The organism is Paenibacillus tyrphae (assembly GCF_024158745.1).
Lineage (GTDB): Bacteria > Bacillota > Bacilli > Paenibacillales > NBRC-103111 > Paenibacillus_G > Paenibacillus_G tyrfis_A.
Genome location: NZ_JAMZAW010000019.1, coordinates 76580 through 96111, shown reverse-complemented (window position 1 = coordinate 96111; position 19532 = coordinate 76580). Strand labels below are relative to the sequence as shown.

The window sequence follows — 19532 nt, the reverse complement described above, 5'->3', positions numbered from 1 at the left end:
AAATTTTGGGCGCCTGTCCGGCGCTCGGACAGGGGCCCGGACCAATCCTGCCTTCAGGACATAAACTGGTGCAAAACCTTGCAAATGGAGATGAAGAGATGTCTCTCGCCCCCCCTCGTTCCCGGAGCGGCAGGATCAAAATCGATGTTCTGATACCCGCCATTGACAAAGATCTGGGGACCTTGCCGTTCGTCATTGATGCCATCCGGAAGCAGGTCAAGCATCCGATCGGCAAAATTATGATCGTTTCTCCGAATAGCCCGAGAATCAAGGCGATGTGCGCCCAAAAAAAATGCACATTCGTGCATGAGCGGACGGTGCTGCCGATCACCAAAAAACAAATCCGTTACCGTTCGAAACGATGGGAACGCTCCGGGTGGCTGCTTCAGCAACTGCTTAAGCTGAGCGGCGACAGGCTGGGTTCGAATCGGTATTTTTTGACAGTGGATGCCGACACGGTGCTCATCCGCCCGCACGTATTCTGGCAAAAAGGGAAGCCCGTGTTTTATTGCCGCAGCTGGAGCCATCCCGAATACTTCAGAGTCAGCCGGAGGCTGCTGGGTCGCAGACGCGTCGCGCCCACGTCGTTCGTCGCGCATTATATGCTGTTCGAGAAAGCGAAGCTGGCCCGGATGAAAAGGAGAATTGAAGCAAGACAAGGGACGCGCTGGTATAAAGCCATTCTTCGCAGCATTGACAGGTCGAAGCAGTTCGGCTTCTCGGAATTCGAATTGTACGGCAACTTCGTCTATGCCGCCAATCCAAGGGGGGTCGTGCTCAAACGATGCTTGAACAAAAGCTTGAACCAGAACGTAAAGAGCATTTTGCCGAAGCGCCTCAAAGCACTGGCCGGCTCCTTCCGGTCGCTTTCCTTCCACAAGCGCAGAGCGTACTCGCTCAAACCGAAGGGGCTGAGGAAATGACATCGTATCAGGTCACATGGAAGGGCCCTGTCACAAGGCACGGCGGGATCGGAAGAGCCAGCCGGGAATATGCGCTCGCCTTAAGCCGGCAAGGCGTGGACGTGAGGGTAGAGGCAGGAAGGGCAGGGAAGAAGAAGCCGGCAGCAGGCAGCGCCTTAGTGCGTCTGTTTCGCAAGCCACATGCCGCAGGCAAACGCAAAATTTTAATTTACCATTACCTGCCCCATACGATACGTCTGCGGAAGGAACGCCGCAAATACGACCGTATCATATTGAATACCGTCTGGGAGACAACGCGCGTGCCCCGGAACTGGTTCCCGAACATTAACCGCTTCGACGCCGTGTTCGTTCCCTCCAGGCATAACAAAGCCGCCCTGCTCCGCAGCGGGGTGAAGGTGCCGGTCTATATCGTGCCGCATGGAGTCAACGCAAAGCAGTTCAGGCCACAGAACAAGAAGCTGGCAGTACGGGGAACGGCTGGAAGGTTTGTTTTCGTATCCGTCTTCGGCTTCCAGCACCGCAAAAATCCGGAGGGGTTGCTAAGAGCTTACTGGCAAGAATTTGGCCCGTCCGAGAAGGTCGCGCTGGTGATCAAGACGAACGGATACGGTTCCCGGGAAAACGAGAGGTGGATCAGAAATAAAATCAACGGGTATAAAAAAAGGCTCGGGTTTCGGAAAACGGCCCCGGTAATCTTAATTTCCAGCCGCATGCCGGAGCATCGGCTGAAGGGGGTGTATACGCTCGGTTCCGCGTTCGTGCTTCCGACGAGGGGAGAAGGGGTCGGACTGCCGTTTCTCGAATCGCTGGCAAGCGGCGTCCCGGTCATCGCAACGGGCTGGGGCGGACATATGGATTTCGTCAAGCGCCGCAATTCGTTCCTGGTCAAATACCGGCTGCAAAACCCGTCCGTCAGCATGAGAAGCAAGCATTCGATCTCGCGCCACTTCCGCTATTTGTTTGCGCAAAAGGGACAGCGCTGGGCCGAGCCGGATATCGGCAGCCTGAAGAGGAAGATGAGAGCTGCTTTTCGGAATCGTGTCGTTTGTAGAAAGAAAGGAAGACAAGGCAGGCGGGACGTGCTGAAGTTCACGTGGAATCGTGCCGGGGCCGGGATGAAGCGGGTGGTGGAGCGAACGATCCGGAAGAAAAGACGCCGGTAATAATCGCGTTTGCGGCCCGCGGGGCGGAAAAGGAAGAGAGCCCCATTGCCTGGATAAGCAGGCAATGGGGCTTTCTGCGTAAGGAAGGTTAGTCCATCGCTTAGTTAATCAAGCTGCCGTTCTGCAACAAATTGTACAGGACGGTTGCGGCAGCTTCCCGGGTCGTCGGGTCGGCCGGATGGAAGTGCGGCGTTCCGTCGATCTCGTCGCCGCTCATCAGACCGCTTTTCGTCACCGAATCGATGCTGTTCTTGGCGTACTCGGCAAATTCGGAAGCGTCCGCATACGGCTTGCGCGAAGGATTGCTCTTCGGCGTCAGCTGGATCAGGGACGATGCCCGGGACAGCATCACGGCCAAATCTTGGCGGCTGATGCTGGCATGCGGGTTGAACCGTCCTTCTTCGACGCCGTTCACAAGACCCGCTTCATAGGCGGCAGCAATATCGTCGGCAAACCAGTCGGAGGCGCTCACGTCCTGGAACGGAGCTTTCGAGCCGGCATGCAGACCGAGTGCGCGGACCAGCATGGCCGAGAATTGCGCACGGGTTACCTGTTCTTTCGGCGAGAACGCCGAAGCCGAGGTTCCGTTAAGCAGCAGCTTGTTGGCCAAGGCTTGGATGTGCGATTGCGCCCAAGACGTGTCGATGTCCGTAAACGAGATTGCGCGGGTTGCAGCCGCATAGGTCGAGATGCCCGGGCGGTTGACGGTCACGGTTCGCGTGCCGTCCTTGTTCAGAGCGACGTTGGCCGGAACGGCGTATACCTTTCCGTTGTCGATATACAAGACGCCCAGCGCGTTCGCGTCGGTGCTGCCGTTCACGACAAAGGAGCTTTTCAGGAAATCGCGGTTCGATACGGAAATCGGCTGCGAATCGCTGCCGTTCACCGCGCTAACGGCAAAGGATACCGGCGTGCCGGTCACTTTGGCTCCCGGGAATCCGTCGGCGAAGGCCGATGCCCGTTCTACATCATACCGGACGGCCACGTTCAGCCCTGCCCCTGCTGGTATGCGCTTCAATACCGAAACGGGGAGCGAAATCGATGCGTTCCCGTTGCTGACGACAACGGAGTTTTGCTCGCCCGACGCTTTCAGCGTATTCAATTGCTCCGGCGTCAGCTTGACGATTACTTGCTGGGACGGCGTAGCATAGACGGAGACGACCACGGCAACCGGCGTGCCGGATTCCGTTTTTAATGCAGCTTTCAGGTCTGTGTCCGTAATGGTCGCCGTCAGCGTGTTGCCGTCTGTCGTTACCGTCCGTTTCAGCGAAGCGGAGGTTTGTCCTTGATTCACGACCGCTTCGACAGAAGGATTACTGCCAGATGTCTCCGTGCTGCCGCTTACAGATCCGCCATAATAGAAGCCGCCGCCGCCGCTGTTAATCGGTGTGCTGCTGTCGTCCGTGCTGCTGCTGAAGCGGAGCGTTTTCCATGCGACATATTGAATAAGTTCGTTGTTGGCGTCTCGTTTCGGCTGTCCCTTCGCATCCAGAATGAGGGCGCGGACCATGAGTTTATACGTGCCTTCCTTCAGGCGCTGGACGATCGGCTTTCCGTTTTCATCCACTTTATCGTTAATATAAGTGCCGTCGATGTTCTGGAACGTATACGTTCCCGGAGCAAGCAATAACGGTTTCCCGCCGGCGTCTTTATTCAGAATTTGTCCCATGGTGCCGACGTATTTGTCATCCACACCGTAAACGTTTAGATCCAAATAGTTTGCGTCTTTCGCCGTCAGCGTCACGGAGACGTCCGTCGACTTGCTTGGCGTAATGACGGTTCGGGTCAGTGTCACGTCCTGCAGCCCGAAGCCATTGTCCGGCCGTTTTGTGCCGACATGCACGACGAACGGCAGGTGCAGCGAAGGCAATCCGGCGCTTTCCAGCAATACTTCTCCTTCATACACGCCGTCTGCGGCTGTGGCTTTAGGTGCGACGGAAAGGGAGAATTTCTGTGTCGACTTGGCTCCGGCGGAAACCGTATTGCCGCTGCCGAGGCCTTCCAGTGTCGCGACGATGTTGTTCACGTCAGGCGTCTTCACCGGGTTGTTCGGATCGGAAGTGACGTTCGGGTGCAGCTTGACGGACGCCTTGTACGTTACCGCTTTGTCCGAAGTGTTTTTGAGCTGGAGCTGCTCTTTCTTGGCGATGCTTCCGGCAGCCATCAACCCGAAGCTGGCGCTGCTGCCGTAGTTGACGACCTCTTGCGAATTCAGGTTCTTGTCGAGAATGGTGATCTGATCCACCGTCTGGAGCACGGCCGGCGTATAGACCGCCTGCGACACGTTGATGCGGCCTGCGCCTTGAGAGTACACATCGTATGGCGTTCCCTTAGTGTCTTTGATTCCGTCCGCGGTATTGGCAAGCGCTGCACGAATATCGAACGGAGTCCAATCCGGGTGCTGCTGCTTCAGAAGCAGGGCGACGCCCGCTACGTGCGGAGTGGCCATGCTGGTTCCGCTGCTCCGCTTGTACGCTTGCGCGTAAGAGGCGCCGGGAATGCTTTTGCCATAGGCCGGATAAGTCGAAAGCACGTTTACGCCCGGCGCGCTAATATCCGGCTTAATGCTGAGCTTGTCATCCGACAGAGGACCGCGGGAGCTGAACGTTGCCATCGTGTCGCCGCGATCGATCGTTTGCGGATAGCTTGGGCCGAACGTCAGGCGGAACGGCTTGGTCGGATTGGCCAACACGGCAGCGGCCAATGCGCGTCCCTGCTGACCGGACATGTCGAAGGCGGGAATATATTCGAAGTCGTCTCCTATGAAGGAGTCGATATGCCCGTTCCGTCCGTCTATGCTGGGGGAGAGATCCGGTATGTCCTTGCCGTTGGCATCCTTCGTGACATTGCCGTTAAAAATCACGACGGCTTTGGCTCCCCATTTTTTCGCATTTTTAATTTTGTCTACAAAGGCCAGCGAACCGCGCGATACGAAGGCGATTTTTTCCTTCACGTTTTTGCCCTTGTAGTCGTCGTCTTGTCCGAGTCCTACATATACGGCATCGATGGGGTTTGTCCCGAGGATCGTTTTAAAGTCCTCCTGCCCGGTCTTCCAGCCCATTACGTTTAGCTGATAAACGGCTTCGTACACGGAGCTGGCTACCGTAGCCTGGTAACGGTTGGACGGGCTGGTCACCGCACCGACGGAGATCGCAAGCTGCGAAGAAGCCGGCGAGCCCATCGAGTAGAAGTACGGCCCTTTATCTCCCGCATTGCCGCTGGCCACGACGGCAACGATCCCGCCGAGTACAGCATTGTTGATCGCGATCGAATCCGGGGAGTTCGGGTCTTTCTCCTCGTCCGAGCCCAGCGACAGGTTGATCACGTCCATTTTGTCTTTCACTGCGCGCTCGATTCCATCGATCACCTGGGCCGAAGAGCCGGAGGATCGGCCGGTTTTAGGGTCGCGGGCCAGCACTTTATAGGCGTAGAGGTCCGCTTCGTAGGCAATGCCTTTTTGGACCACATCGGTGTTCGTATTCTTGGCCCGGCCGACAATCGTACCGGATACGTGCGTGCCGTGAGACGTACCCTCGAAGCCTTTTCCAAACGGGTCCTGATCCTTCGGAATGGGAGGCTCCTCATAAGGATCGGGCGTATTGAAGGAAGAATTGTACCCGCCCTTATAAGCATTCCTCAAGTCCGGGTGCAAATAATCGACGCCGCTGTCGATGACGCCGACCTTCAAGCCTTTGCCGGTCAAGCCCTTGGCCCAAGCATCCTGGGCTCCGATTTGTTTGATGGGCGCAACATCGTAGCTGCCGGTAACGGCATCGACCGGCTGTGGAGCTTCGACGGGCAAAGCATAATAGGTCCGGTTCTCGTGAATCGACTTGACGCCGGGGATGGTGGCTAGCTCAGGAATCTGGTTGGCCGGCAGCGTAATTTCCATGCCGTTCAGCACGGTATTGTATTGATAGTTGACTTTCAAATCGATGCCTTCGGATTTCGCCAAGCTGATCATGGACGATTGTTCGCTATTGATAGCGCTTTCTATTGATTCCGCAGAAAGCTGCTGCTGGCCCAGATCGGCAGCGTATTTTCCGACGGAGACCGGTTGTCCGCTCAGTTGGACAATGACGTTCACCTTGTTCGTGGAGGTGGTGTCCAGCTTGTCGGAAATAAAGGCGTTGGCCTTCGGACTTAACGAATGAGTGCGGATGATTTGCGGATCGACGATGCTGGACGGGGTGCCGGATACCGATGTCAAAGGCGACGCTTGTGCAACGCTTTGCATCATTAAACCTGCGGTTAATAGAGTAGACAGCAGTGAGAGACGCGAAAACTTTGCTCTTCTCATATCAAAACTCCTTTTCACTGTGATTTTTGAGAGCTGAAGTGAATCGTCACCCCCGATTCGGCTTTGTTTTACAGCATTTACAAGAATTTATTGTATCATCTATTTCAAATATATACCATATATTATAGTAAAATCTTCTAATAGATATATATAGAATTTGATAGATTTATTTGAATTTGGCGATCATAAGCGTTGATTATTTAATTAACTTAAGTTAATTTATTTATTAAAGTTTATAATCAAACAAAAGTAAATTTGGTGAGGTGATTCCGGTCCATGGATGCGCAAGCGATCCCGCTGCGGGAACTCAAAAAAGCGCGGACCAAGCTGGCGCTGTACGAGGCGAGCTTGGAGCTAATCGGCGAACGTTCGTTTCGCGAGCTGCTGGTAGACGATATTTGTCGCAAGGCGGAAGTGTCGAAGGTGACGTTTTTCAAGTTTTTCCGGCAAAAAGAGGACGTGCTGGTCTACTTCATGCGGGTATGGCTGACCTGGCGGCGAATCGAGCTGGCGGAGCGGCCGCTGCGGGGAATGGCGGCGATCCGGCACATGCTCGGAAAGGTCGTCGAAGAGGCGGAGACGAAGCCGGGTTTGATGCTGAGCCTGATCGGTTTTTTGTCGGAAATGAAGATGCATCCGTGCATGCCGGAGCTAAGCGCGGCGGAAATCCGCCTGCTGTTCCCGGACCATGAGGAGCTGGGGGCGCAGGAGCCGGATTTGCATCAGGAGTTTACGAAACGGATGCGGGAAGCGGCCGAGGACGGGGAGCTGCGCCCGGGAGTATCCGTGGAATCGGCGGTAGCTCTGCTGCATACGATTTTTTACGGGGCTTATTTGACCGGGCATTTGTACGGTAGCACGGATTTGATGGGAGTCTACGAAACGCATCTAGAGGTGCTGTGCGCCGACCGGGAGAAGGGGAGATAAGGCATGAGTAAAGTGGTTAACGGCCGCTATACGGCCGAGATCGACGGGGATTTCGTCGTGTTCCAGATCGGGATGAGGATCAACAAGCTGTGGGCGGTCCATAAGTGGCTTCCGGTATTCAAGGCGATGCCGCCGATGATCCGGGAGCTGTACGAGAACCCGGAGCTCGGGTTCCTGCACGCCAATTACTATATGACGCTGCGCGGGCCGGTCATCCTGCAATATTGGCGTTCGTTCGAGCACCTGGAGCGGTATGCGCGGCACGGCGCGGTGCATTTGCAAGCTTGGCGCGAGTTCAATCGGAAGGTGGCAGCCAGCGGGGCCGTAGGCATATTTCACGAGACGTTCATCGTCCAGCAGGGGCAGTACGAATGCTTGTACCATAATGTGCCGGTCTTCGGGCTGGCGAAGGCCGGCCGGCACGTGCCCGCCACCGGACGCAGGGAAACCGCCGCGCGCCGACTCGGACGGGATAGTGATCCGGCCGTACCGACGCCTCCGGCGCCGTCCATGTAGAGGCAGCGCAAACAAGCACCTGGGCCAAGGAACGGCTTGGCAGGTGCTTGTTCAGGCGGGAGCTAAGCCGCGGTCCGGACCGTTCCGGAGGCGGCTCCCCTAAACAAACGGGTACGCATAGTTTTGCGGCGCTTCGAAAAAATGGCTGACGTTGACCAACCGGCCCGGATCGAAGCTTATACGGACGGGACCCTCGGCATGAATGTCGAGCTCGCAGTATCCGTGAGGCCAATCCAGCATTCCCGTCAGACGATACACATAGGGGTTCTGGGGGATTATTCCCCGAATGGCCCACTCTTTGGCCAAGGAAACCTTGCTGCCGTCGGCGGTTCGGACAAAATCGTTGTTTTGCTCCAAAGAATGGTACAAAACGGTCGAAACGCTTACTTTCGACACCTGATGGAACTCGAGCTTCGCCATGCCGGCCAAATAAAAATGACTGCCCTCGTCCGGCCTAAGAATCCGATTCCGGACGCACCAGTCTTTGCTGACATCTATTCCCCAGGCGCCGATGCGCAGGGTGTCTTCCGTAAGCGGAACGCTGTTGAAAAAAAGATGCGACTCGCGAAAACCGATCGGTTTAAAGGAGTCGTTTGTAATATCTCCCTCAAATATCATACCCAGTAGTCCTTCCATGCCAGAATTCAGTTTCTTTAATTCGCTGCCGAACGGCAGCTCAAGCCCTTGCTTCTCTACTCTCTCCGGACCTTATTTCCCGGAAAGAACGAACCAGGTCCGGCGAAAAACCGGATCGTCCAACCGACGATGAATTTCATTAAGCAGCAAACGAATAAATTTCGGATCAAGCTGAAGTTGGACCGCGTCGGTGTAGCAATCCAAGAGCCAATCGTCTTTAAGAGAACGCATACTTGCCATACTTGCCATACTTGCCTCCACTCAAATCAATTTCCATATTTATACTAAAATGATAGTATTAGTTGGTCGCGTGTGCATCACATTTTGTTTTTCGTCCGATGGCAAAAAGGATTGCAATATATGGAAAACGAACGCAAAATTAAAAAAGAAATTCAGGCTGGAACGAAGGTTGAAGGAAACATGACGTTGACAGCGGCGTTCCGCTTATATTATTGTGAATTTGATTAAGGATTTAACTATTTTGATCGGTGGGTGATTACCGGTGCAGGATCTTCAAGCTTACGTTCTCAATCCACCGCTGCCTACGCAGGCTTTCTTCGCGTTGGTCGATGCGACGGCAGATTTAGTGGGAGCTTCCGAACGATACTGGAATTCCAAAGGGCTTCATGGCGCCCGAATGCGCGTGTTGGTCGAGACTTCCAAGGAAGGCGGGACGATTCTCCCGTCGTTGTTGGCCCGGAGAATCGGAGTGACGAAGCCGAATATTAGCATTCTGCTTACTCCGCTCGAGCACGACGGCTATATCCGCCGCTCCGGCCACCCGGAAGACGGCAGGAAGACGGTGATTTCCATAACTGAGGAAGGCCGGGAACTGCTGCAGCGTTATTTGCCGGGCAACCGCGAGGAAATCGCCGAACGCATGAAAGGCTTGGAGGAGCAGGAGCTGAAGCAATTCATTTCGTTATTAAACAAGCTCAAGACGCACGCTTAAACGGAAGCGGAAAAGCAGCTTTATTTTTTTAGTTATTTAGTTAAGTTCTTAACTACTAGATATCGGCGAAAGCGAGGTTTCGAAGCAATGACGATTCTTATTACAGGAGCTACCGGCCAATTAGGCCGTTTGATCGTAGGCCATCTCTTGCAGAAAGTCGAAGCCGGTCAAGTCATCGCATGCGTGCGTCATCCGGAAAAGGCGGCGGACTTCGGCCGTCTCGGAATCGAGGTCCGCTATGGCGATTACGATCGGCCGGAATCTCTCGCGGAGGCTTTCGCCGGAGGCTCGAAGCTGCTGCTGATTTCCAGCCCCCACCCCGACGATACGGTCCGCATCCGACAGCACGTTCATGCGATCGAAGCGGCCAAGCAAGCCAAGGTCGGGCATTTGGTGTACACGAGCTTCGCTTATCCGGAGAAAAGCTCCATCACGCTCACGCAGCTTCATCTGGCGACGGAGTATGCCATTCGGACGACCGGAATTCCGTACACGTTTCTGCGCAGCGCTCTGTATGCGGACTTCCTTGTCGCGATCGGTCTGAAGGAAGCCGCCGCCCGGGGCGAGTTGATTACATGTCCGGGAGACTGGGCGTTTAATGCCGTCACGCGGGACGATCTCGCGCTCGCTGCAGTGGCCGTTCTGACCGGGGATGGCCACGAGCAGCGGAGCTACGAGCTTACCGCACCCCGCTCCTGGACCTTCGGTGAGCTGGCGCAAACGGTATCCGAGCTTACGGGCAAGCCTGTCGCCCATCGTGAGGATCCGGCGGCCGACAGCTGGCTGTACCGTTTTCTGACCAGGATCGATACTTCCTCCACGTCCCCGGATCTGGAACGATTGATCGGCCGGGGCGCCACGCCGCTCAGGGAAACGGTAAAGCGGCTGATCGGCGCGCAAGCGTGACGCCAACTGTTTAATCTTGACAATTGTTATGACCCGAAGTAAAATCCATCTGTAACGAAGAAGTCCTCGTTAGGTGAGGCTCCTATACAAACATAGGCCACTGCCCAGAAATATCGAAAGATGCCCATGGGTAGAACAGGAACTGCCGGATTAAGGCTTTTCTTAAGGTGGCTAAGAGCGTTGCTCTTTACGTTGTATAGTGCCAAAACTCGACCAGGGGGAGCGGAAGCGTCGTCGTGCGTCTTTTTACGCCCTCCAGGTCTGCTGGAGGGCTTTTCGATTTTGATGCCAAAAAAGGGGGGGGGATAGCCGAATGGACAGTTATGCGAGTCGAAACTTACTTAACTTTAATCATCGTTATGATGTAGACCAAAGAGAACGCGATGTTCGCTTGTCCCTTCCATGCTTGCTGCGGCGCCCGTCGGCTTTTGACCGAACGGGTCTGTTTGGCAAGCTTATTTGACATGTGAGCCGGACGATGGAACAGACGTATAGCGACAAGCTCTCTCTTTGCGGGAGAGCTTTTTTTTGTTTTCGGATTTCATGGCTGAAGAGGTGATAAAGATGACAATGGAAATGATCATGAAGCTTGGTCTTGCCCTATTGTTCGGATTATTGATCGGCATTGACAGACAAATTAAACAGAAGCAGCTTGGGCTAAGACCCAGCATGGTCATCTGTATTGCAAGCTGCTTGGTGACGATCGTATCGATAGAAGCGTTCGGCAAGTTCGGCGGCCCCAATCACCCGAATATGGACCCGATGCGGCTTGCGGCGCAAATTGTGAGCGGGATCGGCTTTATCGGAGCCGGCGTTATTTTGCGCAGGAGCAACGAGTCATATCCGGGCTCACCTCCGCGGCGTTGGTCTGGTCGGCGTCGGCGCTCGGCATCACGATAGGGGCGGGCTTTTATCGGGAAGCAGCATGTGCGGTCGTTCTTTTGATGGCCGCGGTGAATTTCGTTCCGTTTCTTAATTAAAACAGTCGGTCCCGCCAAGCTGAGCCGGCACGAAGTGGCCGTTCGGATTGTGGTGGAGCCGAATTACCGGATGACCGAGCTGCTTCAAAGGATCGAGCGCAAAGGAGCAAGCGGATATTCCCCGAAGGAAGCATATAAAATCCGACATTTTAAGCTTAAAGATATCGATGAAGAGCGCCAACGGATGGATTTCGTACTCTCGGTGCCGGAAGAGCAATATACGACGGAAATTTATTATTACATCAAGAAGATCGATCATGTGCTCAGTGTTGAAATTGAAAATCTGTAGCCCATGCGATTAGAGGAGTTGTTCTAATTATGAATAAGATATCAAGAGGCAGGCCCGATTTTCTCATGCTCTTTTTGACTGTTCTGCTTGTTGCCATCGGGCTCGTCATGGTGTTTAGCTCCAGTGCCATGACTTCGTCCACGAAGTATCATAACATGTGGTATTTTGAACTAAGACAAGTGACGTGGGCTTCGGCGGGATTGTTTTTTCTGTTCTTTTTTATGAATATACGCTACCAAAAGCTAAAGAAATGGTTTCGTCCGCTGTTTCTGCTCACGGTTGTATTGCTTGTGCTCGTCCTTATTGTGGGAACGAGGGTGAACGGACATAAAAGCTGGTTCGGCATCGGATCGCTTGGCATGCAGCCGACGGAATTGGCCAAGCTGAGCCTGGTGTTGTATTTGGCGGCACTGATCGAAAAGAAAGGCGATCGTTTCCGAAAGTTCAAAGAGGGTCTGGCGCCCGTTCTGCTCATTGTCGGGTTCATCGCCGGATTGATTATGCTGCAGCCGGATATCGGCTCGAATATCATTATTGTTTCCGCAGCCGTCATCATGATGATCGTAGGCGGAGCGAGCAGGAAGCATCTATTGCTTGTCGCCTTATGTGCGATGCCGGTCGGACTGTTGATCGTTACGGCCAAAAGCTACCGGATTCAAAGACTGACCTCGTTCATGGACCCCTGGAGCGATACGCAAAACTCCTCTTACCAACTGGTCCAATCTTTATATGCTTTTGGCCATGGGGGTCTCACCGGCTCCGGTTTCGGGCAGGGCATTCAAAAGCTGTTCTATTTGCCCGAAGCACATACGGACTTTATTTTCTCTACGATAGGGGAAGAGTTCGGCTTTATCGGATGCGTCTTATTTTTGCTGATTTACTTGGCTTTTCTATGGAGGGGCCTCATCATTGCTCTGCGGAGTCCCGACTCGTTCGGTACCCTGTGCGGGGTCGGGATTGTCTCGACGATCGGGATTCAGGCGCTGATCAATCTGGGGGGAGTTACCGGAAGCATTCCGATCACGGGATTGCCTCTTCCTTTCATTAGTTACGGCGGTTCGTCGCTGCTGCTGTGCATGGTCAGCATCGGAGTCCTGCTAAGCATCTCGCGGGAAAGGGGCTATATATGAGCGGGATAGGCTTCCTTTAGGCAAAAAGGCATCTTATGACGAGATGCCTCAGAGTGTCGAGAAAGTGGTCTTCACTAATACAGAGGAACATACGGAGGTGGGGTATGCACTGGAGGAGCGATAGCGTTCGCCTTTGTTCGCGGGAAATATCTGCTGCGAAGCGGCTTCCAATCAAAATTTCCTGCGGACAACAGCGACCGGAAGTGTATACCCCACCACCTCGTACTACCCGTAATACGCCCTGACCACTTCCTCGACAAGCTCAGGCATCTCATGACAAGATGCGTTTTGCGGTTACTCCCCGGCAACCGTACCGTAAAGCTCGTGGACATGAACCATCATGGCTTTGACCTGCCGGTTCAACTCGGTCATCTGCTCGAGCGTCATGCCGCTGGAGGCGAACAGCGCTTGCGGAATGCAGACCGCTTTGTGCTGGAGCGCCAAGCCTTTGTCCGCGATCCGCACGATCACGACGCGCTCATCCTCGCGGGAACGCTTCCTTTGCACCAGCCCGGCCGCTTCCATCCGCTTCAGCATCGGCGTCAAGGTTCCCGAGTCGAGATCGAGGATTTCGCTCAGCTCCTTGACCGTGCTTTCTTCCTTTTCCCACAACACCAATAACACAAGATATTGGGGATAGGTCAGCCCCAGCTCGTCGAGCAGCGGCCGGTACATTCGCGAAATCGCTCTCGAGCAGGCGTACAGACTGAAGCATAGCTGATTGTCCAGTTTCAAATATTCGTTGTTATGGCTCATGGGAGGGGCCCTTCTTTCCTCAATCCTGTTCGTCTCGGAAGGATTGATTGTGCACAAGTTAATTTGATCAAAATTATATCATTCCTCCACGTCCCCAACAAGTCTGCGAAACCAGACCAAAAAGGCTCCTGCGCTGCGCATTTCGTGCGACACAGCGTAAGAGCCCGAAAAGATAAGAAAGGAAGGCGAGGTTTAATTCGCATGGAAAGCGGCGCCAACCGCAGCCTCATGCCCCCATGGAGAGTGGGAGACGGCCATCCACATTCGGCGGAAAGCTGGATTTGTTGAACGTCTGTGGATTTCTTCTAGCAGCAGATCGATAAATTCGGGATCGAGCTGAAGGTGGACCGCATCCATATAGCATTGAATGAGCCAATCGTCTTTGAGCGTGCGCATCGGTGATCCTCCATCCTTGGGATTCGTTGCTGTTGGTTATCCCAAATCCCTGATTGAAATTCCATAATTATACTAAAATTGTAGTATTGATGGTGGGAAATCGCATCACATTTTGTTGTTTATTGAATGCAAAAATTGTTGCATCATATCGAAATAGGGCGCAAATTGGCTTTTTAGAGCTGCGGCCCGGGCGAAAATCCCGGTTTTATGGGGGTTGTATCAAGAGCTAGCGCATGCAACGAAGTGCAAAAAAAATGAACGAATATCCAACACGAAATGCAAAAAGAACGATTCACGCTACAAAGATTTCGCCCGGCAACCGCGCTATGATAACGGTAATCGCAAAATGAAAACGCTTACCTATCGTAAGTTAATCAAAAGGCTTGCTTCGATCTTCCATTCTATCCGTTTAGGGGGAATTGCAATGAAGGAAGCGCAAGAACGGATACCCGGCGAAGAACAAAAGGGGGACCGGCTTCAAGGAGAGGACATCGCCGCATCGCCGCAGCAGCCGGGCGGCCCGATGCTTAGCCGGCGAAAGCTGCTCGCGTCGCTTGGCATGGCGGGAGCGGCGGCGGTCATGTACGGCGCGGCGTTCGGCAGGGCGAGCGGGGATGACGGCAGCTCGGTTACCGGGTCGGTGTACGGTTTAACCGGATACGGGAATCCCGACAGCCTGTTCGAGAAGATCAAGCGATTGGCGGCGCTCCAATACGTCGTACCTGCGACGGTCGCGGAGCTGCGGTCAATGACGGCGCCGGATGCGTCTTTCGTCTATTTGGTAACGGACAAAGGGCAGGAAGGTCATTTTGTCGTCGATCCGGACGACCATACGACGGCGGACAACACGGGCACGGTGCTCGTAGCCGCTTCCGGCGCGAGATTGAAGCGGCTGCTGGAGTCGCCGTATTTGAATGCGAGATGGTTCGGGGCGAAGGGCGACGGAGTAACGGACGATATGGCAGCCATCCAGAACGCGATCAATACCGCGTTTGCACTGGGCGGGGGGACGGTGTTCCTTCCGAAGGGGACGTATATCGTATCGCCATCGGGGAGCACCAAAATCAATTTGCGCGACAATGTCCATGTGTTAGGGGAAGGGACCGCTTCGGTGATCAAGGTGAAGGACAACGCCGGGGACTATGGGATGATTTTCGGGGCCGCTTCGTCGGGCGTGCCGCTGCGGAACGTTCGCATCTCCAACCTGCGCGTCGATCAGAATCCGCAAAACAATTTGACGTGCAACGTCGATTTGCGGCGGAAGGACCAGTATTTCTGGCAGTTCGTGATCGGCCTGTACAATTACGAAAACGTGTTCGTCGACAACGTCGCTTTCGATCCGACCTGCGGGATCAACACGATCACGATGAATAACGAGCGGGGAAACAACGCGTCGGTGGTGAACTGCCGGTTCAACTTCGTCATGGCGAAGAGCGACGACCCGGCAGGGTACGATAATTCGGCGATCTATTTGAACGGCCGCAACCATACGGTGTCCAACTGTTTGTTTTATGCGGCGGCGGGTCAGAAGGCGCGGGGCGCGATCGAGACGCACGGCGGACAAAGCGTCGTCTCGAACAACGTGAGCGACGGGTATTACACCGGCGTCAACATTCAGGCGAACAGCTTCGACCAGCACGGCGACATCACGGTCAGCAACAACACGTTCAGCAACGCGAACCAGGGCATCCAGCTGTGGCCGTGGAAAAATTACGCGCTCCGGAATGCGACGATTACTGGCAATACGATTCATCTGGCCAATACCGTACATAAACGGTATACGACAACGGGCATATCGAGCGCCGGCGGTCCGGAAGAGAAGGGGGCATTCGAGAACATTACGATTACCGGCAACACGATTGTGTTCCAGGAGGAACGCACGCAGCGGGCTGCCTTCAACGATGCCGCTTACGGCGTCGGTCTGGTCAAGGACATCGATATGAAAAATATCATCATCAGCAGCAATACGATCAAGAACGCTCCTGTCTCGGGCATCCGGATCGGCAGCACGTCGAAGGTCGGCGTCTCCCGTAATATCCAGATTACCGGCAACGTGATTGAAAATGCCGGTCACTATCCCGCGCTGTCCGCGTATGAACAATACCGCGCCGGTATTTTGCTGCGTTCGACGGTCGAAGGAGGGAACATTTCGGGCAACTTCATCACGGATACGTACGACGAGGCACAAGGCATGTTCTCGATCCGGGTCAACGAGGCGGACGGCACGTTCCGGGGTGTATCGGTGACGAATAACTTGATCGCGTCGAAGCAGGGCGGCCTGTGGCTGAGCCTCAGTCCGTCGGTGACGACGGATGCGCCGCCCGTGAAGACGGCGGCCTCGTATCCCCCGGATGCCGGCACGTTCTACCATGGAGAGATCGTGCTCGTCACGGGCCCGGACGTGACTTCCGGCCAAACGGCCGCCGGCTACAAGGTGAGCGCAACCGGCACGGCAGGCACGCTTGCCGGCGTAACGGCGACGGGCACCGGCGGCGACCCGACCATCGTTGTCAACGACGCTTCGTCCTTGAAGCCGGGGCAGTGGATCCGCATCCAGCCGGGCAGCCAGTCCTACCGCATCGTACGCATCTCGGGCAACAAAGTGCGCCTGCATGTCGGCTTAGCGGCCAGCGTATCCGTGCCGAGCCCGGTTGCTTTTGCCGCTCCCGAATTTATACCGTTCGGACCGATCGGGAAGCTGGCGGGCATCGCCGACACGAACGGCTTGACGGTCGCCGAGCTGGAAGCGGAGGTAAACCGGCTCAAGCAGGCGATGCGCAGCTACGGGGTGCTGGCCTAAAACGCGCAGCGGAGTTGACAGCGTACACGGTGAACAACAGATCTCGGATAAAGGAGCATGAAGCAGCCATGATGAATTTGAAGCGTCACAAGCGTTCCGCAGCGGCCTGGATGGTGGTCCTGCTGGTTTCGCTGATCGTATCGGCATGCAGCGCTTCCGGTGGGGAAACGGGTGGGAACCCTTCCGGTACGGGGGGCGAGCAGCAGACGACAACGGCAGATCCGGCTTCCATCAAAGGCGAGGTCGTCTGGCAGTATGGCAATACGACTTGGCCCGAGGCGGAGCTGAAAAATTTGATCGCCGATTTCAACAAGACGTACCCGAACATTACGGTGAAGCCGGTGCTCGGACAGCTTGAGCCGATGATTGCGGCGGGCAATCCGCCGAATGTCGCGACGAACAACCGGCTGGAAGCGAGCTGGATTATGGACGGCTTGTTCGAGGAGCTGACGCCTTATTTTAAGCAAGACCCCGATTACAAGCCCGAGACGCTGTTCCAGCAGGTGCTGTATGAAATTCCGCAGTTCGAGAAAGGCCAGTACGGCCTTCCGATGTACTCCAACCCGACGTATGCGCTCATCGTCAACAACAAAATTATGAACCAGTACGGCGAGAAATCGATTCCGAACCTGCAAGGGCTGAAGGACACCGACGAATTTTTCAAAAAGTTCTGGATGATGAAAAACGGGCAGTACGAAATGACCGGGGATAACCCGCTGTTCTATTACGGCAATCTGTCAGGCTTGTTCTTTGTCTCCTATCTGAATGGCGCCGAGCCCTCCACGTTCTGGAATCCGGAAACGAAAAAGGTCGGCTTGAACGATCCGAAAATCGTCGACGCGCTCGACTGGATGTTCAAGTTCAACCGCGACACGATCAACCAGCAAGCTTACACGCAAATGAAAGCGGAGCTGCCGAAAAACACGCATCCGTTCGTCGCAGAGAAGCAGGCTATGCTCATCGTAACATCCAATCATGTGAAGGATTTCCGCAAAGCGAAGCCGGACCTCGACATGACCGTCCTACCGGCGCCGCAAGCGAGCTTGTGGAACGGCGGCTCGAATCTGGCGATCGTCAAGGCGGCCAAAGACAAGAATGCCGCTTGGGCGTTCATCAAGTGGATGACCTCGACCGAGGAGGGAGCGGAGTCGCTCTATAACCGGCTCGGACTGCTAACGGCGATGAAATCGAGCCGATTTCTGGAGGAGAAAAGCAAGGGCGACCCCGATCTGAAGGTGTTCCTCGATATCAGCCGGCAGGCCGCAAAATGGATTCCCCAGTTCCCGGTGCCGTACGACACCGAGTACAAAAAGCTGTTCCCGGACTTCATGGCGGGCAAAATAACGGCCAAAGAAATGATGGACCATGTGAACAAAGAAGTGCAGAAGCGGATCGACGACTTTTACGCAAGCAAGAAAAAATAAGCAAGGGAGCAAACGGTTCCGAACAGGCGGAATCGTTTGTTTCCGTTTCGGGCGGGAGAGAGGCGGCGGGCGTCCCTTGTATGCAACGAAGCCCCTGATTCACGAAATGAAAGGGAGTGCAAAAGAAGCGGAATATAGTGTAAACGGAAATGCAAAAAGTACGGCAGATCGGCTAAAGCTTTTCTCTGCTCCGACCTGTATCATGTAGGTATAATATGAATAAAAACGCTATCAATTTGATTTTTACGCTTAGAGCGCGAATCCGACAAAAGGAGCTGGAATCCGTATGGCAGGGGTATCGCTGCGGCATTTGTTCAAAAGCTACGGCAAAAACAGTCCGTTCGTCGTCAAGGACGTCAGTCTGGATATCGAGGACGGCGAATTTATGGTGTTCGTCGGACCGTCCGGCTGTGGCAAATCGACGACGCTGCGCATGGTGGCGGGTCTGGAGCGGGTCACCCAAGGGGAAATTTACATCGGCGGCGAGCTCGTGAACCATGTTCCTCCGAAGAAAAGGGACATTGCGATGGTGTTTCAAAATTACGCGCTGTATCCGAATATGAGCGTGTTCGAGAACATGGCGTTCGGGCTCCGGCTCCGCAAGACGGAGAAGCACCTCATCGACACGTCGGTGAGGCAAAACGCCAGAACGCTGGAGATCGAGCACCTGCTCGGGCGCAAGCCCCGGGAGCTTTCCGGCGGCCAGCGCCAGCGGGTCGCCTTGGGACGGGCGATCGTCCGTCACCCGAAGGTGTTTCTGATGGACGAACCGCTGTCGAACCTGGATGCCCGCCTGCGTGTGCAGATGCGGACGGAAATTATCGAGCTGCACCGCCGTCTGGAGACGACGATGATCTATGTCACCCATGACCAGACGGAAGCGATGACGATGGGGACGCGCATCTGCATTATGAAGGACGGCATCATCCAGCAGGTCGGGGGGCCGGAAGAAGTGTACATGAGACCGGCCAACATGTTCGTCGCGAGCTTCATCGGCTCGCCGCCGATCAACTTTCTCGAAGGCCGGCTGCGGCTAGGCACGGAAGGGGGGCTCGTGTTCGATACACCGCGTTTTGCGCTCCCCCTGTCGCCGGAGAAAAGCAAGGCGCTGCTGGAGCAAAGCTATGTGGACAAAGCGGTCGTCCTTGGCATTCGCGCCGAATACGTGCACCGAGCAGAGGACGTGCCGGGACTCGGCCTGCCGACGGAAGCGCCGATCCGGGGCGACGTGTATTTCAGCGAGCTGGTCGGAGCCGACCGGTTCATCCATATCAAGGTCGGCGAAGACAAAATCGTCATGCGGGCGGCCGCCTACGAGCGCGTTGCGGACGGGACGAAGCTGGAGCTGGCGCTGAATCCGAAGTTTACGCTCTTCTTCAACCGCGATACGCAGCAGGTCATCGCATAAACGGCTAAAAGTGGAGAGGATTGCCG

16 protein-coding genes, 1 pseudogene and 1 riboswitch are annotated in these 19532 nt (G+C 55.0%); of the genes and pseudogenes, 11 read left to right on the top strand and 6 right to left on the bottom strand.

The annotated features are described in order from the left end of the window. Positions 1-98 precede the first annotated feature (98 nt). Together NI000_RS25725 and NI000_RS25720 are read left to right on the top strand one after the other, a co-directional pair. Complete coding sequence (locus tag NI000_RS25725; RefSeq protein WP_253414231.1) at positions 99-923, top strand: DUF6492 family protein; 825 nt, start codon at positions 99-101, stop codon at positions 921-923. Continuing rightward, a complete protein-coding gene (locus NI000_RS25720) occupies positions 920-2086 on the top strand; it encodes a glycosyltransferase family 4 protein (protein ID WP_253414230.1) in 1167 nt (388 codons plus the stop codon). Before NI000_RS25725 ends, NI000_RS25720 begins: the two co-directional genes overlap by 4 nt. Before the next feature lie 100 nt (positions 2087-2186). On the opposite strand, the gene NI000_RS25715 is transcribed toward NI000_RS25720, so the two are convergent. After that, positions 2187-6386 carry a S8 family serine peptidase gene (locus NI000_RS25715; RefSeq protein ID WP_253414229.1) on the bottom strand — a complete coding sequence of 1400 codons (4200 nt, stop codon included), beginning with the start codon at positions 6384-6386 and terminating at the stop codon, positions 2187-2189. Between the two features lie 276 nt (positions 6387-6662). Here NI000_RS25715 and NI000_RS25710 point away from each other — a divergent pair, with 276 nt between their 5' ends. Further along, the gene (locus NI000_RS25710) at positions 6663-7313 is read left to right on the top strand and encodes a TetR/AcrR family transcriptional regulator (RefSeq protein ID WP_253414228.1); all 651 of its coding nucleotides are present in this window, start codon (positions 6663-6665) and stop codon (positions 7311-7313) included. 3 nt (positions 7314-7316) lie between these two features. Beyond that, positions 7317-7829 carry a DUF4188 domain-containing protein gene (locus tag NI000_RS25705; RefSeq protein WP_253414227.1) on the top strand — a complete coding sequence of 171 codons (513 nt, stop codon included), beginning with the start codon at positions 7317-7319 and terminating at the stop codon, positions 7827-7829. A 99-nt stretch (positions 7830-7928) separates the two neighbouring features. Here the strand turns inward: NI000_RS25705 and NI000_RS25700 are convergent, their stop codons facing one another. Then, positions 7929-8447, bottom strand: coding sequence for a hypothetical protein (locus NI000_RS25700; protein WP_253414226.1), 519 nt, complete (start codon positions 8445-8447; stop codon positions 7929-7931). Between the two features lie 90 nt (positions 8448-8537). Further along, positions 8538-8714 carry a sporulation histidine kinase inhibitor Sda gene (locus NI000_RS25695; RefSeq protein WP_309247930.1) on the bottom strand — a complete coding sequence of 59 codons (177 nt, stop codon included), beginning with the start codon at positions 8712-8714 and terminating at the stop codon, positions 8538-8540. A 253-nt stretch (positions 8715-8967) separates the two neighbouring features. Here NI000_RS25695 and NI000_RS25690 point away from each other — a divergent pair, with 253 nt between their 5' ends. Further along, positions 8968-9417 carry a MarR family winged helix-turn-helix transcriptional regulator gene (locus tag NI000_RS25690; protein WP_253414225.1) on the top strand — a complete coding sequence of 150 codons (450 nt, stop codon included), beginning with the start codon at positions 8968-8970 and terminating at the stop codon, positions 9415-9417. Positions 9418-9504: 87 nt separating this feature from the next. Continuing rightward, entirely contained in the window at positions 9505-10323 is an 819-nt protein-coding gene (locus tag NI000_RS25685; protein ID WP_253414224.1) for an SDR family oxidoreductase, read from the top strand. Positions 10324-10381: 58 nt separating this feature from the next. After that, positions 10382-10551: riboswitch (M-box (ykoK) riboswitch) on the top strand. A 109-nt stretch (positions 10552-10660) separates the two neighbouring features. Here the strand turns inward: NI000_RS25685 and NI000_RS36800 are convergent. Continuing rightward, positions 10661-10789 (bottom strand): hypothetical protein, encoded by a 129-nt coding sequence (locus NI000_RS36800; protein ID WP_301292689.1) that lies wholly within the window; start codon positions 10787-10789, stop codon positions 10661-10663. A gap of 98 nt (positions 10790-10887) precedes the next feature. Between NI000_RS36800 and NI000_RS25680 the strand changes: the two are divergent. Both NI000_RS25680 and ftsW read left to right on the top strand, forming a co-directional pair. Further along, positions 10888-11592, top strand: a pseudogene (locus tag NI000_RS25680) (MgtC/SapB family protein). Between the two features lie 29 nt (positions 11593-11621). Beyond that, positions 11622-12722, top strand: coding sequence for a putative lipid II flippase FtsW (ftsW, locus tag NI000_RS25675; RefSeq protein ID WP_253414223.1), 1101 nt, complete (start codon positions 11622-11624; stop codon positions 12720-12722). A gap of 294 nt (positions 12723-13016) precedes the next feature. Here the strand turns inward: ftsW and NI000_RS25670 are convergent, their stop codons facing one another. Together NI000_RS25670 and NI000_RS36990 are read right to left on the bottom strand one after the other, a co-directional pair. Next, on the bottom strand, positions 13017-13478 hold the full coding sequence (locus tag NI000_RS25670) for a MarR family winged helix-turn-helix transcriptional regulator (protein WP_253414222.1): 462 nt from the start codon (positions 13476-13478) through the stop codon (positions 13017-13019). Positions 13479-13670: 192 nt separating this feature from the next. Beyond that, on the bottom strand, positions 13671-13874 hold the full coding sequence (locus tag NI000_RS36990; protein WP_309247929.1) for a sporulation histidine kinase inhibitor Sda: 204 nt from the start codon (positions 13872-13874) through the stop codon (positions 13671-13673). Positions 13875-14298: 424 nt separating this feature from the next. On the opposite strand from NI000_RS36990, the gene NI000_RS25660 reads away from it, so the two are divergent. The 3 genes from NI000_RS25660 (at position 14299) to NI000_RS25650 (ending at position 19506) form a co-directional block, all read left to right on the top strand. Continuing rightward, positions 14299-16674, top strand: a complete 2376-nt coding sequence (locus NI000_RS25660) for a glycosyl hydrolase family 28-related protein (RefSeq protein WP_253414221.1) — start codon at positions 14299-14301, stop codon at positions 16672-16674. Positions 16675-16742: 68 nt separating this feature from the next. Further along, positions 16743-18098: an ABC transporter substrate-binding protein gene (locus tag NI000_RS25655; protein ID WP_253414220.1), complete on the top strand. Its 1356-nt coding sequence runs from the start codon at positions 16743-16745 to the stop codon at positions 18096-18098. Positions 18099-18384: 286 nt separating this feature from the next. After that, complete coding sequence (locus NI000_RS25650; protein WP_253414219.1) at positions 18385-19506, top strand: ABC transporter ATP-binding protein; 1122 nt, start codon at positions 18385-18387, stop codon at positions 19504-19506. Positions 19507-19532 lie beyond the last annotated feature (26 nt).